General features: G+C 37.4%; 14 protein-coding genes and 1 tRNA gene. 10 read left to right on the forward strand and 5 right to left on the reverse strand.

The genetic code is table 11. The annotated features are described in order from the left end of the window. From thiL to EGI31_RS19965, 4 genes are all read left to right on the forward strand, one after another. The gene (gene thiL / locus EGI31_RS19950; protein WP_255038924.1) at window positions 1-1,017 is read left to right on the forward strand and encodes a thiamine-phosphate kinase; all 1,017 of its coding nucleotides are present in this window, start codon (window positions 1-3) and stop codon (window positions 1,015-1,017) included. Further along, a complete protein-coding gene (locus EGI31_RS19955) occupies window positions 1,014-2,141 on the forward strand; it encodes a C40 family peptidase (protein ID WP_255038925.1) in 1,128 nt (375 codons plus the stop codon). The genes thiL and EGI31_RS19955 overlap by 4 nt, the downstream gene beginning before the upstream one ends. Window positions 2,142-2,190: 49 nt before the next feature. Then, a complete protein-coding gene (locus EGI31_RS19960) occupies window positions 2,191-5,178 on the forward strand; it encodes a PVC-type heme-binding CxxCH protein (RefSeq protein WP_255038926.1) in 2,988 nt (995 codons plus the stop codon). A 71-nt stretch (window positions 5,179-5,249) separates the two neighbouring features. Beyond that, entirely contained in the window at window positions 5,250-5,528 is a 279-nt protein-coding gene (locus tag EGI31_RS19965) for an Rdx family protein (RefSeq protein WP_255038927.1), read from the forward strand. A 53-nt stretch (window positions 5,529-5,581) separates the two neighbouring features. Here EGI31_RS19965 and EGI31_RS19970 read toward each other — a convergent pair whose 3' ends face one another. Continuing rightward, window positions 5,582-6,844 carry an asparagine synthetase B gene (locus tag EGI31_RS19970; protein ID WP_255038928.1) on the reverse strand — a complete coding sequence of 421 codons (1,263 nt, stop codon included), beginning with the start codon at window positions 6,842-6,844 and terminating at the stop codon, window positions 5,582-5,584. Window positions 6,845-6,972: 128 nt separating this feature from the next. Between EGI31_RS19970 and EGI31_RS19975 the strand changes: the two genes are divergently transcribed. After that, a complete protein-coding gene (locus tag EGI31_RS19975; protein WP_255038929.1) occupies window positions 6,973-8,214 on the forward strand; it encodes an ABC transporter permease in 1,242 nt (413 codons plus the stop codon). 116 nt (window positions 8,215-8,330) lie between these two features. Beyond that, window positions 8,331-8,414: transfer RNA gene (locus EGI31_RS19980), tRNA-Leu, on the forward strand. Between the two features lie 816 nt (window positions 8,415-9,230). Here the strand turns inward: EGI31_RS19980 and EGI31_RS19985 are convergent. Beyond that, window positions 9,231-10,028, reverse strand: coding sequence for an MOSC domain-containing protein (locus tag EGI31_RS19985; RefSeq protein WP_255038930.1), 798 nt, complete (start codon window positions 10,026-10,028; stop codon window positions 9,231-9,233). A gap of 242 nt (window positions 10,029-10,270) precedes the next feature. On the opposite strand from EGI31_RS19985, the gene EGI31_RS19990 reads away from it, so the two are divergent. Next, window positions 10,271-11,254, forward strand: a complete 984-nt coding sequence (locus tag EGI31_RS19990) for a pyruvate dehydrogenase complex E1 component subunit beta (protein ID WP_255038931.1) — start codon at window positions 10,271-10,273, stop codon at window positions 11,252-11,254. A gap of 50 nt (window positions 11,255-11,304) precedes the next feature. On the opposite strand, the gene EGI31_RS19995 is transcribed toward EGI31_RS19990, so the two are convergent. Next, window positions 11,305-11,925, reverse strand: coding sequence for an inorganic pyrophosphatase (locus tag EGI31_RS19995; protein ID WP_255038932.1), 621 nt, complete (start codon window positions 11,923-11,925; stop codon window positions 11,305-11,307). A 238-nt stretch (window positions 11,926-12,163) separates the two neighbouring features. On the opposite strand from EGI31_RS19995, the gene EGI31_RS20000 reads away from it, so the two are divergent. The 3 genes from EGI31_RS20000 to EGI31_RS20010 all read left to right on the forward strand — a co-directional run bounded on the left by EGI31_RS20000 (window position 12,164) and on the right by EGI31_RS20010 (window position 14,371). Beyond that, a complete protein-coding gene (locus tag EGI31_RS20000; RefSeq protein ID WP_255038933.1) occupies window positions 12,164-12,508 on the forward strand; it encodes a hypothetical protein in 345 nt (114 codons plus the stop codon). Window positions 12,509-12,592: 84 nt separating this feature from the next. Beyond that, a complete protein-coding gene (locus EGI31_RS20005) occupies window positions 12,593-13,021 on the forward strand; it encodes a thioredoxin family protein (protein WP_255038934.1) in 429 nt (142 codons plus the stop codon). Window positions 13,022-13,186: 165 nt separating this feature from the next. Beyond that, the gene (locus EGI31_RS20010; protein ID WP_255038935.1) at window positions 13,187-14,371 is read left to right on the forward strand and encodes a thiolase family protein; all 1,185 of its coding nucleotides are present in this window, start codon (window positions 13,187-13,189) and stop codon (window positions 14,369-14,371) included. Here the strand turns inward: EGI31_RS20010 and hisD are convergent. Both hisD and hisG read right to left on the reverse strand, forming a co-directional pair. Further along, on the reverse strand, window positions 14,360-15,622 hold the full coding sequence (gene hisD / locus EGI31_RS20015; RefSeq protein WP_255038936.1) for a histidinol dehydrogenase: 1,263 nt from the start codon (window positions 15,620-15,622) through the stop codon (window positions 14,360-14,362). The genes EGI31_RS20010 and hisD overlap by 12 nt on opposite strands. Window positions 15,623-15,625: 3 nt before the next feature. Further along, complete coding sequence (gene hisG / locus EGI31_RS20020; RefSeq protein WP_255038937.1) at window positions 15,626-16,483, reverse strand: ATP phosphoribosyltransferase; 858 nt, start codon at window positions 16,481-16,483, stop codon at window positions 15,626-15,628. Between the last annotated feature and the right edge of the window lie 192 nt (window positions 16,484-16,675).

A 16,675-nucleotide genomic window follows, 5' to 3' on the forward strand; every position in this document is an offset into this window, starting at 1 on the left:
ATGGAAAAAGAATCAATTGAAAGTTTAGGTGAGTTTGGTCTTATAGACAGAATAAAAAGCACTGCTGTTTTATACGACAGCAACAATACAAAATTAGGCATAGGTGATGACGCAGCAGTAATTGATAACGGCAAAACCTACACACTTGTGAGTACAGACATGTTGCTTGAAGGCGTACACTTTGACCTGACTTATACCCCGCTAAAGCATCTGGGCTACAAGGCTGTGGCTATAAATGTTTCGGATATTGCTGCCATGAATGGCACTCCTAAACAAATAACGGTTTCAATTGCCATCAGTAATAGATTTGATTTGGCGGCTGTAGACGAATTTTATGAAGGTGTAAATTTAGCTTGCGAAGCCTATCATATTGACCTTGTGGGTGGCGATACATCATCTAGTAGAGCGGGTTTGGTAATTTCAGTTACAGCAATCGGTGAAGTTGAAAAAGATAAAATAGTTTATAGGTCGGGTGCAGGTGAAAACGACATAGTTTGCGTTACTGGTGACTTGGGTGCTGCTTATTTAGGATTGCAGGTGCTAGAAAGGGAAAAGCAAGAGTTTTTGGGTAATCCCAATATGCAACCTAAAATAGATGACAAAACTTACGTAGTTGGCAGGCAACTGAAGCCTGAAGGCAGAACAGATATTATTCATGATTTAAACGAAATAGGTGTAGTTCCGACTTCCATGATTGATATCTCGGATGGTTTAGCCTCTGAAATCCTTCATCTCTCAAAGCACTCTGGGGTTGGGTTTACGGTCTTTTTTGAAAATTTCCCTATTGAGAATATTACGCTGGAAACCTGCACAGAATTTAATCTAAACCCCATTGCCAGCATTATCAGTGGTGGAGAGGATTATGAGCTCCTTATGACTTTCAAACAGGCAGATTTTGAGAAAATCAAAGCCATACCAGAAATAACTCCCATTGGATTTGTAACCAAAGAAAAGGAAAACTGGTTGGTGTTGAATTCCGGCGAAAAAACTAAAATTGTGGCTCAAGGCTGGAAATGAAAAAAATAACCTTAATTGTTCTTTTATCTTTAAGTTATTGTGCCAATGCTCAATACGAGGAGCATATTGAGAAAATAAGGAAGATTTATGCACCCGACAAACGTACAGCCATATTCGAAATAACTTATAGTCCGAATACCAACGCAATTGTAGGAAAAACCAATCTAAGGGAAGCAAAGGATGCTTTACTTTCTATCATCAAGAATGAAAACGTCAAGGATTCAGTTTTAGTACTCCCCATTTCAAACAGAAATTTCGAAAAAAATGCGGTGGTGAATGTCTCAGTGGCAAACTTAAGGTCAAAACCAGAGGAGTCTGCTGAATTAGCCTCACAAGTACTTCTGGGCATGCCTTTGTTGGTTTTAGAAAAAACTAGAGGCTGGTATCGGGTACAATGTCCTGATGATTACATCGGTTGGATAGAGGGCTCAACTATCAAGCAATTTTCAGAAACCGAATATGTGAATTTCAAGAATAAGGAAAAAGTAATATACGTTAATCCCTCTGGATTTGCAATGAGTGATACTACCTCAAAAGCTTATTCGGTAAGAGACGTAAGTTTCGGCAATCTATTAGTTTTTGCAGCTAAGAGTGGCCGTTTCACAGAGGTTATTTTTCCTGACGGAAAGCACGGATTTGTGAGTACAGATAATTTACAATCGTCTAAGGATTGGTTAAAAGATAGACAAAATAGCGGTGAAAAGATTGTCGAAAACGGCAGAAAAATGCTTGGAATACCCTATTTGTGGGGTGGCACTTCGTTCAAAGGGGCCGATTGCAGCGGTTTTACCCGAATGGCTTTTTTCGCTTCTGGTCTCTTATTGCCAAGGGATGCATCTCAGCAAGCCCTCATTGGCGACCCAGTAAGTATTGAGAATGACTTTTCAATGCTTCAAAAAGGAGATTTATTGTTTTTTGGAAACACAACTACCTTTAAAGTAACACATGTCGGCATTTGGGCTGGCAACAAATCCTTCATACATTCGTCCGGAATGATCCAAATCAACAGTTTTGATGCAAATTCACCAGATTATGATGAATATAACTTAAAAAGGTTACTTTTTGTTAAAAGAATAAATCCAAAAGCCTTATATTTAACTGGTCAAAACCTTTATAAATTCTGAAATCAGTTTTTATAAATCATCCGTTTTAGTTTTTAAAATTCAACCTTTTATGAAAAGAATAACCATTTTGTTGGCGTTATCGCTGTGCTCATTTTTATCAGATCAAAAAGAACCACTTTCAGCCGAAGATTATGCTAAATTGACGGACTCTGAAAAAAGAAGTGTCGAACATGCACTTGACGGCATAGAATTATTCGATCCTGAGCTCGAAATCACCCTTTTTGCTTCGGAACCCATGATGACCAACCCTACTAATATGGACATTGACGCCAAGGGAAGAGTCTGGATATGTGAAGCTTACAACTATAGGAACACCCTGAACCCAAGAAATCCTTACAATGCCAAAGGTGATAGGATTTTGATTATGGAAGATACTGACAAGGACGGAAAAGCCGACAAATCTAAAGTATTCTATCAAGGAGAAGACATTAATGCGGCACTCGGAATTGCTGTTTTAGGAAACAAAATTTATGTTTCTTGTAGCCCAAATGTATTTGTCTTCACAGACGAAAATGGGGACGACATTCCAGATAAAAAAGAAATTCTATTCTCGGGCATTGGCGGTTTACAGCACGACCATGGAATGCACGCTTTTGTTTTTGGACCTGACGGAAAACTTTACTTTAACTTTGGAAACTCAGGAAATACGCTTATTTCTAAAGAGGGAAAGGCTTTTCTTGACGATAAAAAACAAGTTATAACGGGAGATGGGAAACCTTACCGAGAGGGTATGGTGTTCAGATCCGACGAAGATGGCACCAACCTTGAACCATTGGCTTGGAATTTTAGAAATAATTATGAACTCGCCTTGGATAGCTATGGTAAAATGTGGCAATCGGATAACGATGATGACGGAAACCGAAGCACAAGGATTAACTACGTCATGGATTATGGCAACTACGGCTTCAAAGACGAAATGACTGGAGCCGACTGGCGTGTTAGAAGGACCAACATGGAAGATTCGGTTTATAAAAAACACTGGCACCTCAATGATCCTGGTGTAGTACCAAATTTGCTCCAGACTTATGCTGGTTCCCCAACGGGTATTATTTTTTATGAAGGCTCACTCCTACCTGCCAAATACCAAAATCAAATTATTCACTGCGATGCTGGGCCAAATATAGTTCGTGCCTACCCAACTGTTAAAAATGGTGCGGGATTCTCGGCTTCTGTCTTAAACATTTTAGACGGTTCTAAAAGAGATAAATGGTTCCGTCCATCGGATATTACAGTGGCTCCAGACGGTTCTTTGTTTGTGTCTGACTGGTACGATCCAGGTGTTGGTGGACACGCCATGGGCGATTCTCTCAGAGGTAGAATTTATAGAATAGCTCCTAAAGGCGTAAAATACAAAACACCAACTTACGACTATTCTACGGCCTCAGGAGCAGCTCAAGCACTTCAAAGCCCCAATCAAGCCGTTCGATACCTAGCTTTCAATTCTTTAAAAAATATGGGTTCAAAGGCCGAAAGTTCGCTTAAAGAGTTAATACAATCAGGAAAACCGAATATGGCCGCTCGTGCGTATTGGCTTTTGGCAGAACAAAATAGTCTTTGGGTAAATCATGCCGCTGAAAGTCCAAACGAGGATTTAAGAGTTTTATCTGTCAGAATGGCCAGACAATACTTTAAGAACCCTTACGAGTTTTTGAAAGAAATGTCAGCCGATCCATCCATACAGGTTCGTAGAGAGATTGCCTTGGCTTTGAGACATAAAAACTACGCCGATATTTGGGCAAAATTGGCTTCGGATTACAAAGGAAATGACCGTTGGTTTTTAGAGGCCCTTGGTATAGCCGCAAATCAAGACTGGGATAATTCGCTTGAACTTCTTCGGGCCAAAGAAGGTCAAAATTGGCTGCAAAAGCCTCATGTAAAGGAGTTGATTTGGAGAAGTAGAGGTGCCAAAACTATGGAATACCTCTCAGAAATCATTCAAAATGAACCTCTCGAATCAAAATGGAAATACTACCGAGCCTTTGATTTCCAAAAAGGAGCTAATAAAAATGATGTTCTTTTTGGTTTAATAAAGAAATCCAAATCTGACGTAGAGAAAGTAACAATTTTTAAACTTTTGGACCAAACCACTATCCAGAACAATGCAAGCTTTAAAGTAGAATTTCCAAAGCTTTTGGCTGGAATAAAAAATGACCTTGATTTTATTGACTTAGTTGACAAATTTAATGTTAAAACCCAATTTGCCCGTTTGCATAATTTGACTTTGAATTCTACCGATAGGCAGGTAGCGTCCGAAGCTGGAAGGGTAAATGTCAAATTACACGGAGTAAAAGGCTTATTATTAGAGCTGACCAATCCAAAAAATGCTAAAAATGCCATTGACAAGTATGGTAATGTGGACAATGTGACCATTGCCAAGGAATTGGTAAAAATTTACGGAAATCCTAAATACAAAGAGGAATTACGATTGTTAGCCCTCAACGAAATGGGTGGCTGGGAATCAGAGGAAGTGCTTTGGGAGCAATTTAAATCAAAAAAAATACCCGCAGAATATGTAGAGACAGCTTTGAATATTTTGAAACGGACTTGGCATGGAGATATAAGAAACGAAGTGAACAAAATTATAGCTACTTCCGGAGGTCAAACCATCAATATTGATAATATTTTGAAGTCGGGCGGAGACCAAGCGGCTGGTAAGGAAGTTTTCGAAACCTATTGTATTACTTGTCATGTCGCCAAAAACTCAGGGATTGATTTTGGTCCATCTCTCTCTTTAATTGGTAATAAACTCAGCAAACAAGGACTCTTAAATGCCGTCATAAACCCAAGTGAGGGTATTGGTTTTGGTTATGAAACCCAACAAATAACCATGAAAAATGGAGATGTTATACAGGCAATTGTAACCTCAAAAACAGAAATAGACCTCATTGTGAAATATCCAGGAAGTGCAAGCATAAATATTCTGAAACTTAAGGATGTTTCTAAAATTGAACAAAAAGCTGAATCTCTTATGCCAAAATTTGCCCTTAATGAATCCGAATTGAGAAATTTAGTCACCTACATGGAAACTTTAAAATAGTACAAACCAGAACAAGAGAATCATTCAAACCCTAGATTTTTTGTATTAAATCTATTTTTAAGAATAACTAAATGAAGCATAAAATAACAATAGAATATTGCCCCAAATGTAACTGGATGATGCGTGCAGCTTGGCTTGCCCAGGAATTGCTCGTGACTTTTGAGGAAGAAATAGAGCTGATGAGTCTCAAACCCAGCCCTTCATCAGGTAGTTTTATAATTTCGGTCGAAGACACCATAGTCTTCGACCGAAAAACTTATGGCGGTTTTGCAGAACCCAAAGTGATCAAACAGCTAATTAGAGATTTTATTGCTCCAGACAAAAATCTGGGCCATTCTGATAAAAAATAATTTAATGCCGAATACCCCTAAATCCGTTATATTCAAATTACAGAAATAGTAAATTACGTTTTCAGTTTCTTTTTCTTAGCAGCTGGAAATAATACGTTATTCAGGATAAGTCTGTAACCTGCCGAATTGGGATGTAAATTTAGATCTGTGGGTTCTTCATTTACTAAGTGTTGATAATCTTCCGGATCATGACCTCCGTAATAAGTATAAAACCCCTTGCCTGCGGTTCCATGAATGTATCTGGCCTCGTTTGAAAGTCTGTTTTCAGCCAAAACCAGTACCTCCGATTTTATGTATTGTTTCTTAAAGGCTGTTGTTTGGCCCATAAATCCTTTGATAAGATTCTGATGGTTTTGTGTGAGCATAGTGGGAACAGGATCATATTTAGCCGAAAATTCGAACAAAGTGAAATAATCGTTGGATTCGGTAACTCCTCTTTCTCCAGGCTGATTATCAATGTCGGAAAATTCCACTTCGTATGGATCTGGCTCCAAAGTAAAATTTTTAAAGGCAAATGTTCTGTCAAAGTTAAGCTTTGAGTTGGCCTGCGGATCAGAGCCGTCACCGTCATAAACCGACTCCACAATATCAATACCTTGTGCTGCTAACGCCACCTCATAAGTATCTGTGGCGTTGCACATAGCAAACATGTATCCACCGCCAAGAACAAACTCGCTGACTTTTTTCGCTACAGCTCCTTTTAGTTCTGAAGCTTTTGAATACCCAAATTTCTGGGCTATGCTTTCCACCTCTCGTTTCTGTTCTTGATACCAGGCTGCACTTTTCATACGAATGAACTTACCATACTGCCCAGTAAAATCTTCGTGGTGCAGATGTAGCCAGTCGTACTCAGGCAATTTTCCGCTCATGACCTCATCGTCGTAGACTTTATCGAAGCTTATTTCTGCATAATTAAGAGCCAAGGTAACGGCATCGTCCCAAGGTTGGGCACTTTTTGGGGTATAAACAGCTATTTTTGGAGCTTTCTGGAGCTTGACTGCATCCATGTTTACATCAGGGTTTTTTACCAATTTTATAATGCCAGCTGCGTCAGCCTCTGATATTACATCATAACTTATGCCTCTTATTACACATTCGTTTATGAAAGATTGACTGGCCGGAAACATAAAACTTCCACCACGGTAGTTAAGCAACCAGTCAATTTCCGTATCGTAATTTTTCAATACCCAAAATGCCAATCCATAGGCTTTTAGGTGGTTCTTTTGACTTTCGTCCATCGGAATGAACACCTGATTTGCGAATATTCGACTGCTGAATGTCAAAAAAATGATAAACGGCAAAATGGCTTTCCTCATTGGCTTGTTTAATTATTTACGAATATTGTAATTTGCATTAAAAACAAAAATACCTCAGAATTATTGTTTTAGTATGTTTTTGAATAGCCTTTATTCAAAAATAATTCCAAAGATTTAGAACAAAAAATATGAATTTAAAAGAGAATATATCTGAAGGCCTAAGGTCGATCAAATCCAATCTGCTCAGAACAGTGCTTACCGCCGCAATCATAACATTTGGTATAATGTCGTTAGTGGGCATTCTAACGGCAATCGAAGGTATGCAAGGCTCTGTAAATAAGAGTTTCGAGGGGCTTGGGGTGAATACCTTTGACATAAAAGTGGAGCAAAATAATGGTAGACGCCGAAGAGGTATTGTAAAAAAACAACCAAAGCCTATTTATTTTCGCCAAGCCTTGGATTACAAAGAAAGTTTCTCCAAGAAAACCAAAGCCATTGTGAGTATTTATACTTTTGCCTCTCAAGGCGAAACCGTGAAGTATGAAACAGAGAAATCAAACCCGAATATTATAGTTGTTGGTGCTGACGAAAACTATCTGAACTTGAAGGGTTATAAGATTCAATCCGGAAGAAATATTTCTGAAAATGATAGATTCTATTCCAATAAAATGGTTCTGATTGGTTTTGAAGTAGCTCAGAAGTTTTTTCCAGAAGTAAGCCCTATTGGAAAGAATATCACATTGATGGGTGAAAAATTCAATATCGCCGGTGTTTTGGAAAAGAAAGGAAGTATAACTGGTGGTGATGACGACAGAGTTACTATCATACCACTTGAAGTTGCTAGAAATTTTGACCAAAATGGAGTATTCTCATACCAAATTACCACCTCGGTGCCTGATGCCATAGATTTGGACTATACCTTAGCAGAGGCTACTTCGGTAATGCGAATTGTGAGGGGAGATAAAGTTTATGATGAAGATTCCTTTAAAATAGAACGTTCAGACGCACTTTTAAATGACTTAAACGAAGTAACAGGCTATTTAAGAATTGGAGGCTTCGGAATTTCCATCATAACCCTTCTTGGAGCCTCTATAGCTCTTATGAACATTATGATGGTATCGGTAACAGAAAGAACCCGTGAAATAGGTATTAGAAAAGCTCTTGGAGCCTCTCCAACAAAAATAAGGTTACAGTTTTTGATAGAAGCCATCGTGATCTGTATCATCGGTGGGCTTGCTGGGGTATTTTTAGGTATTGCAGCTGGCAATGTGGTATCGTTTTTCATGACTGGAGGTGGTAGTTTTGTAGTACCTTGGAACTGGATTTTACTTGGTTTGGTAGTGTGCGTAATAGTCGGTTTATTATCAGGCTATTATCCTGCATATAAAGCATCTAAACTTGATCCTATTGAGTCCCTAAGATACGAATAAGACCATTTCGTGATGTATTTGAAGAAATTAATTCAAAAATATTTCAAAAAATAATGCTTGAAAACTTGGACTCTTAAAAATCATATTCTACTTTTGCACTCCCAACACGAAGACACGCCCGGATGGCGGAATTGGTAGACGCGTTGGTCTCAAACACCAATGAGGTTACACTCGTGCCGGTTCGACTCCGGCTCCGGGTACAGAAGGCTCCTAAAGAAATTTAGGAGTCTTTTTTTTTGTTTACAGAAATCTCAAATAGGTAATCTTCATTTTTTATTTCGGATTAAAAAAAACAATGATTTTGACGGTAGAAACACAATAGCAGTGAGTAGTCCTTAATAAATTTGATCTTTTTTGAATCTGATCAATCGAAGTAATCTAAATAAAATAACAAGTGAAATAAAAATCGAATCTTGGGTAGAATTATAACAGAGAAAAACTGAATAATATACAAAAAAAAAGGACTGGAACAAATGTTCCAGCCTTTCCCGCTACTAAATCCACACAACTTTTATCTTAAATATCTTATTTCTTTCTTTACATGTCCAGCTCTTGCTGATGACATTACAAAAGTAATCCTTTTTTTTAAATCAAAAAAAAAAACAAAAACATTTTTTTAAAAATTTCGCAAAAAGTTGGAAAATTGTTCGATATAATATCCATTTTTTTACATTTTTTGAAGACAAAAACAATCACAAATATCTCATTTTTAGAACACTGTAAAATGACGTATCCGTTTAATAACTTTTTTTCAAAGAAAAATTATTCAGAAAAAAACTTAAAAAAAATTGATATATATCAATTCAAGGGTCTTGTAAATTGCTTTTTGAGGCCTAAAATTCATTTTTTATTAACCACAGAATAAAATTTTCTAATGTCCCGATAGAAAACCGCAGCTTTTTAGGCCAAAACTATACAAATGTATGAATAACAATATACTTTTGAATAAGTGATTATCCTAATCTATATTTTTTCTTGAAAGTCGATAATCTATTAGTAATACTTGGTTTTTAGCACTAGTCTACAACTGATATTTTATCTCCAACGTTAACTTTACCTACGTTGTGAACAACCAAGTTCTGACCAAACAATATCTTGTTGCCAAATTTTCTGATTTTTGATAATGTTAAAGAAGGCTCATTTGAAAACTTTAGAGAATCGGGATTTAAATTGGGTACATTACATCTGGCACAAGGTTTTACTCCATAAAGCTCAACATCATTAATTTTGATCTTTTTTAGCTTATCCTCATGAAAGGCTTCAATATTTTTGACAACGATATTGGGCCTGAATCTTTCCATTGGGATGTATTCTGGACAAACGGAGTTCAGATAATCAAGAGAGCCCTCACTAATAATTAGAACTGGATAACCGTCAGACAGACTGGTGTGCTCTTTGCCTGTTACCGAATAATCTGGATCGATAGGCCGGATTGATTCGTTAGGCTGATAAACCAATTCTACCTTTCGCCCGATTTGATTGCTAAACCATAGGTTTATTTCGGGCGGACCAAGGGTAGCCAACACTTCATCTTCCCATATTTGCACTTTTTTATATTGATTCGATTCAATCTCAAGTGGAATGTTTATTTGCTCTTTGTTTAAAGTGTTTGTAACAATTAGACATTCTTCACTTAATGTCATTGCAAACCTTGATAAAACGGGAAGCTCTCGTTGCGACAAAAAACGATTGTTTTCATCAATAAGCATCCATCGTCTATCGTATTTCAATCCTCTTATTTCTACTGTAGAACTTTGTAGCGAAATACCGCCGAGGGATTTAATGGGGTAAATAAAAAGGCCGGTAATTTCCATAATAAAGATTATTGGATAATTTATTTCTGTCTCTGTTTTCTCAAAATGTTGGTTTTAAAACAATTGGCTCTGAGACCAGTTTGTTTTCCGTAGACATTATCAAATAAATGATAATTATTTTCCAAAAATAGCTAACGAATTAGCTCAATTGTAGAAATAGATTTCGAAAATTGACAATAGCTTACTATTTTTGTAAACCATTTGGGGACTTTACCCGAAATTAATTTATTTATAAGCCAAAAATGAGAGAAATTCAATTTAGAGATGCTGTAAAGGAGGCCATGTCAGAAGAGATGCGTCGTGATGAGACAATATTCTTAATGGGTGAGGAAGTAGCCGAATACAATGGTGCTTACAAAGCTAGCCAAGGTATGTTGGACGAGTTTGGGCCTAAAAGAGTTATTGACACCCCGATTGCCGAGTTGGGTTTTGCAGGTATTGGTGTAGGTGCGGCTATCAATGGATGTCGTCCTATTATTGAGTTCATGACTTTCAACTTTTCACTTGTAGCAATAGATCAAATTATAAACAGTGCGGCTAAAATAATGGCCATGTCTGCAGGACAATATTCTTGTCCTATAGTTTTTAGAGGCCCTACAGGCAATGCAGGCCAACTGGGAGCTCAACACTCTCAAAATTTCGAGAATTGGTTTGCCAATACACCTGGTTTGAAGGTGGTAGTACCGTCAAGTCCTTACGAGTGCAAAGGTCTATTGAAGGCTTCTATCAGAGACAATGACCCTGTAATTTTTATGGAGTCTGAGCAAATGTACGGCGACAAAGGAATGATTCCTGACGGTGAGTACATATTACCAATAGGTAAAGCAAATGTGATTCAAGAAGGCAAGGATGTGACGATTGTTTCTTTTGGAAAAATGATCCCAAGAGTAGTTTTGCCAGCTATTGAGGAGTTGACAAAAGAAGGCATAAGCGTTGAATTAATAGATTTGAGAACAGTCAGACCAATTGATTACCAAACAGTTATAGATTCAGTAAAGAAAACAAACAGATGTGTGGTGGTGGAAGAAGCTTGGCCTTTAGCTGCTATCTCTTCCGAAATAACTTATCATCTTCAGAGATATGCATTTGACTATTTGGATGCTCCAGTTATTAGAGTTAACAACATGGATATTCCTTTACACTACGCTCCTACCTTAATAGAAGCTACCTTGCCGAACGTCGCGAGAACAATAGATGCGGTAAAGAAAGTTTTGAACAAAAAATAAGTTTTAGTCGGAACAAAACAAATAAAAAAAGGAGCAAATGCTCCTTTTTTTTATTTCAATGGATTAAAAATCAAATCCCTATAATCTTCCATTGATTTCTTAATAACCTCTCCTGCCCCTTCCTTGCCATATTCATAGGCAATCTCACAATGCTGAGGTTCGCCAGGTAAATTCTTGTAAGTCAAAAAGTAATGCTTCAATTTTTCAACAACTCCACCTGGTAATTCAGAGATATCGTTGAAATTTCCATAAATTTGGTCACCCGTAAGTACGGCTATAATTTTATCATCAGCTTCTCCTTTGTCAATAAAACAAAATCCACCAATCGGCCTTGCTTGCAACAAAATATCACCATGAGGTATATGATGTGAAGACAAAACACAAATATCTAGTGGGTCCCCATCGCCCACTTTAATTGCTGTGGCTCCTTTTTCTCTAGCAAACTCTGCCACTTTGTCTCCACAGTAGGTTTGAGGAATAAATCCATACAAGGCAGGAACGATATTGGAATATTTTTGCGGTCTATCTATCTTAAGAAAGCCTGATTCTTTGTCAATTTCGTATTTAATGGTGTCTGACGGTACGATCTCAATAAAGGTCGTGACAACTTCTGGGGCATCTGGCCCTACCGAAATGCCATGCCATGGATGTGCTTTGTATACTGGTTTCATTCTCTTTTATTTTCTGCAAATATAATCCCAATTTGAACTTCAATCAGGAATAAAAAGTAGAAAAATAAAAACTTAGACAACTTTTTTATTGTTAAACTCGTAAAAGAAAATAAATAATTGAAAAATATTTGGTGTTCAAATATTTTTTGCACGATTTTAGTGTTTTATTTAGAATCACGGGATTAAAACAAACGAGACCTGAACATTATATAAATATTGTTTTTCTAAAAGTACAAAAATGAACAAACCAAGGGCCATCAAAGATTACGCAAAGCTTTCAGATGATATGCAGGAGCAGATAAAGCTTTTCTATCCAAACGGATTTTCTGACCATCTGATTAGATTTACCGACAAAGACGGAAAAAATGTAAGTGCCTTGCCATACGAGACTGAGGATAAGTATTATTTGATTAGAATGACAAACTTACAAGCTCAAAAAATAATCAAAGATGACACAGATTATGACGATGACGGCAATTTAAAAGACGATATTAAAGATGATTACGAAGACAAATATACCGACTTGGACACCATGAGGGTGGGAAGCGGTAGAAAGTCAGACGAGGACGAAGATTACGATTGATGTTAAAAATATGTTAACAGCGAGGATATTGGTTTAATTTTTGTCCTGTTATCGTTGTAAAAAGTATAATTTAAAGTATTAATAATGAAAAACATAGTTTTAGTCCTTTTATTGGGCATTTCCAAAATGGTTTTGGCTCAAGATTCTGGGATAAAGTTTGAAAAGAGCAATTGGAATCAAGCAATTCAAAAAGCCAAAGCTGAGAATAAGATAATTTTCATGGATGCTTACACCAGCTGGTGTGGTCCTTGTAAATCTATGCAGGCAAGAGTTTTTCCTGACAAAAAAGTCGGTGATTATTTCAACGAAAATTTTATCAATGTCAAAATTGATATGGAGCAAGGTGAAGGCCCTGCGATTGCGTTAAAGTATCCAGTTAGAGGATATCCAACCTTATTTTTCATAGACCCTAAATCTGGAAAAATTGTCAATCAAGCACTAGGCTATAAAAGCACGGAGCAATTGATACAAATTGGCGAGCAAACACAGCAGAAGAAAAAAGCCTCAATCTAATTTGGACACAAACGTTTTATCAAAAGGTAAACAAGCGATTGTTTACCTTTTTTTGTTATCTAAAACCCGCTAATAATATTCAATTCCAAGCATTAATATCAAAAAATGGGTTTAGATAATCTGAAAATTCAATTCAATGTCTATCTTTGAATTTTAATAATTAACATGAAAGAAGTTTATATTGTAGCCGCAAAACGCACACCTATTGGGAGTTTTGGTGGAGTTTTAGCCAATGTTTCAGCCGTAAGACTTGGTGCAGAGATCGTAAAACAAACCTTACAAGATTCTAAAGTAAGGAAAGAAGATATCGGTGAGCTTTATTTTGGATCCGTAGTACAGGCCAATCTGGGTCAAGCTCCGGCCACTCAAGTTGCTTTGGGTGCAGGTTTGCCTAACTCCATACCTACCACTCTTATCAATAAAGTATGTGCTTCGGGTATGAAAGCCACGATGTTGGCCGCTCAAAGTATTGCACTAGGTCAAAACGAGGTTGTGGTCTCCGGAGGAATGGAAAATATGTCTCAGATTCCTTTTTATCTAGAAAAAGCAAGATACGGATATGGATATGGTAACGGAGTTTTGATTGATGGTCTTGCAAAAGACGGATTGACGGATGTCTATCAGCAAAAGGCAATGGGTTGCTTTGCAGATGCCACGGCCAATACCTACAACATTTCAAGAGAAGAACAAGACGAGTTCGCTATAAACTCATATAAAAAAGCCGCTCTAAATACTTCCAATGGGAATTTTTCAGCCGAGATATGTCCAATTGAAATCACCGATAAAAAAGGTAATGTTACAGTAATTTCTGAAGATGAAGAGTTTAGGAAGGTTAACTTTGACAAAATACCAACCTTAAAACCTGTTTTCAGCAAAGAAGGTACAGTGACTGCAGCAAATGCCTCGACGATTAATGACGGAGCTGCGGCCCTGATTCTTGTTTCGGAGGATTATTTACATGAATATCAATTAGAACCTTTGGCCAAAATAATTTCATACGCAGATGGTTCTAGAGAGCCCGAATGGTTCACTACGGCACCAATAATTGCAGCCGAAAAGGCCTTAAAAAATGGAAATTTAAATATCTCAGACATTGATTATTTCGAAGTGAACGAGGCTTTTGCTGTTGTTCCAATGGCATTTGCACAGCATTTTGGTATAGAAGATAATAAACTCAATGCATTTGGAGGTGCAGTGGCGATTGGCCATCCACTCGGTTGCTCTGGTGCAAGAATAATTGTCACCCTGTTGAATGTACTTCAAAATAAAGGTGGAAAGTATGGAATGGCGGCTATCTGTAACGGGGGCGGTGGTGCAAGTGCAATAATCGTTGAAAATCTAAGATTCTAAACGAACTGTTACGGCGTTTTTATGAGCAAATAATTGCTCAGCTTCAGCCATTTTTTCTACAATCGGACCAAGATTTTTAATACCCTCTTTACTTATTTGTTGGAGGGTAATTTTTTTCACAAAACTATCCAATGAGACTCCACTGTATGCCCTTGCATAGCCGTTGGTTGGTAAAGTATGATTGGTTCCAGAGGCATAATCACCACAAGACTCAGGCGTGTAATCACCCAAAAATATAGAACCTGCATTGATAATTTTATCGGCAATTTCGTGTGGATTTTCTACTGAAAGTATCAAATGTTCCGCTGCGTACTCGTTGAGGATATCAACGGCAATTTCCATATTTTCAACCAAAATAGCTTTTGAATTTTCTAGGGCGAGTTTGGCTATATCTTTTCTTGGGAGATTTTCTAACTGTATCTCAATTTCAGAAATTGTAGCCTGAATAACTTTCAAATCATCTGCTACTAAAATTACCTGACTATCTGGTCCGTGTTCGGCCTGTGAAAGCAAGTCAGAGGCAATAAAAACAGGATTCGACCTATGGTCTGCCAATACCGCAACTTCCGAAGGGCCTGCGGGCATATCTATGGCTGTACCGAATTGATTCACCAATTGTTTGGCCGATGTTACATATTGATTCCCAGGGCCAAATATCTTGTAAACTTTTGGGACCGAGGCCGTTCCAAAGGCCATAGCTGCGATAGCCTGAGAGCCGCCAATTCTGAAAACATCTGTTATCCCACATTTGTGGGCGGCATAATAAATGGCGGGATGATTACTCGGGGAACACAAAACCACTTGTTTACATCTGGCGATTAAGGCTGGAATGCCCAACATCAAAACAGTAGAAAACAAAGGTGCCGAACCCCCTGGAATATATATCCCAACTTTCTCGATTCCTACACTTTTTCTCCAGCATTTAACACCGGGCATGGTTTCAACCACATTTTCGGTAATAAGTTGTGCTTGGTGAAAAGTATAAATATTCTCAAAAGCTTGGTCAATGGCCTCTACGAGCTCAATATCTAATAATTGTTTGGCATTTTGAATTTCAGAGATATCTACTTTGAAATTGTCGAGCAGAATATTGTCAAACTCTAGAGCAAATTTAATTAGTGCCTCGTCGCCTTTTTCTTTGACTTCAAGTATTATGGGCCTTACTTTCTGCTCTACTTCGTCGAACGACATGGTAGGTCGTTTGAGTATTTCTGCGTATTGTTCTTTCTTTGGAAATTCAAAAATATTCATTTATCAAAGTATCATTTTTTCTATCGGAATTACCAAAATTCCTTGTGCCCCTGCATTTCTTAATGCTTCTATTTTTTCCCAGAATGCCTTTTCTTCTAAAACGGAATGAACTGAACTCCAGCCTTCTACAGCCAAAGGCATAACCGTTGGGCTTTTCATTCCAGCTATTATATTTATTATCTCAGGCAGTTTATCATTAGGTGCGTTTAACAGAATGTACTTATTGTCTTGAGCTTTTTGAACGGCATTGATCCTAAACAAGATTTTTTCAAGGATACTCTTATTTTCAGCTGATAAATTCTTGTTTCCAATTAATACAGCTTCTGACTTAAAGATCTCTTGTACCTCTTTCAGACCATTACTCAAAAGCGTGCTTCCAGAACTGACAATATCGCAAACGGCATCGGCTAGGCCTATAGATGGTGCTATTTCCACAGAACCACTTATTTCATGAATATTGGCTTTAATGCCATTTTCTTTGAGATACTTCGACAATAATTTCGGGTAAGAGGTTGCTATACTCTTGTTCTGCAGCGACTGTGGCCCTTCAAAACTTTCTTCCCTGGGTATTGCTATGGAAAGTCTACATTTCGAAAAACCCAGTTTTTTCACAAGGTTTACCTTTTTAGCAGACTCCACAAGGACATTCTCTCCTACTATTCCCAAATCAGCCACTCCGTCCTCTACATACCCGGGGATATCATCGTCTCTTAAGAACAAAAATTCAGCATTAAAGTTTGAAGAAACAGACTTTAATCTGCCTTTGCCCATGTCAAGTTTTATGCCGCATTCTTTAAATAAATCTATTGAATCTTCGCTCAATCTGCCTGATTTCTGTATCGCAATCCTTATATTTTGCATCAAAACTCCTCTGGTTGTTATATTTTGGCACAAAATTAGTTCTGAATTGTTAAAGTAATTTATAAAAAAGGAAATATTTTCTTTCAATATTTTTTGAAAATTCAATTTATATAATTATCTTTAATGCAAGTTGTGCTTCCTAATAAAAACTTACAAAAATGAAAGACCTAAAGTTGAACTATCACAAAGCGA

The sequence above is a fragment of the Lacihabitans soyangensis genome (assembly GCF_024343775.1).
Taxonomy (GTDB): domain Bacteria; phylum Bacteroidota; class Bacteroidia; order Cytophagales; family Spirosomataceae; genus Leadbetterella; species Leadbetterella soyangensis.

Bases quoted from the DNA above. Each gene is read 5' to 3' on its own strand.
- thiL (WP_255038924.1), top strand. From the start codon at position 1: ATGGAAAAAGAATCAATTGAAAGTTTAGGTGAGTTTGGTCTTATAGAC.
- EGI31_RS19955 (WP_255038925.1), top strand. From the start codon at position 1,014: ATGAAAAAAATAACCTTAATTGTTCTTTTATCTTTAAGTTATTGTGCC.
- EGI31_RS19960 (WP_255038926.1), top strand. From the start codon at position 2,191: ATGAAAAGAATAACCATTTTGTTGGCGTTATCGCTGTGCTCATTTTTA.
- EGI31_RS19965 (WP_255038927.1), top strand. From the start codon at position 5,250: ATGAAGCATAAAATAACAATAGAATATTGCCCCAAATGTAACTGGATG.
- EGI31_RS19970 (WP_255038928.1), bottom strand. From the start codon at position 6,844: ATGAGGAAAGCCATTTTGCCGTTTATCATTTTTTTGACATTCAGCAGT.
- EGI31_RS19975 (WP_255038929.1), top strand. From the start codon at position 6,973: ATGAATTTAAAAGAGAATATATCTGAAGGCCTAAGGTCGATCAAATCC.
- EGI31_RS19985 (WP_255038930.1), bottom strand. From the start codon at position 10,028: ATGGAAATTACCGGCCTTTTTATTTACCCCATTAAATCCCTCGGCGGT.
- EGI31_RS19990 (WP_255038931.1), top strand. From the start codon at position 10,271: ATGAGAGAAATTCAATTTAGAGATGCTGTAAAGGAGGCCATGTCAGAA.
- EGI31_RS19995 (WP_255038932.1), bottom strand. From the start codon at position 11,925: ATGAAACCAGTATACAAAGCACATCCATGGCATGGCATTTCGGTAGGG.
- EGI31_RS20000 (WP_255038933.1), top strand. From the start codon at position 12,164: ATGAACAAACCAAGGGCCATCAAAGATTACGCAAAGCTTTCAGATGAT.
- EGI31_RS20005 (WP_255038934.1), top strand. From the start codon at position 12,593: ATGAAAAACATAGTTTTAGTCCTTTTATTGGGCATTTCCAAAATGGTT.
- EGI31_RS20010 (WP_255038935.1), top strand. From the start codon at position 13,187: ATGAAAGAAGTTTATATTGTAGCCGCAAAACGCACACCTATTGGGAGT.
- hisD (WP_255038936.1), bottom strand. From the start codon at position 15,622: ATGAATATTTTTGAATTTCCAAAGAAAGAACAATACGCAGAAATACTC.
- hisG (WP_255038937.1), bottom strand. From the start codon at position 16,483: ATGCAAAATATAAGGATTGCGATACAGAAATCAGGCAGATTGAGCGAA.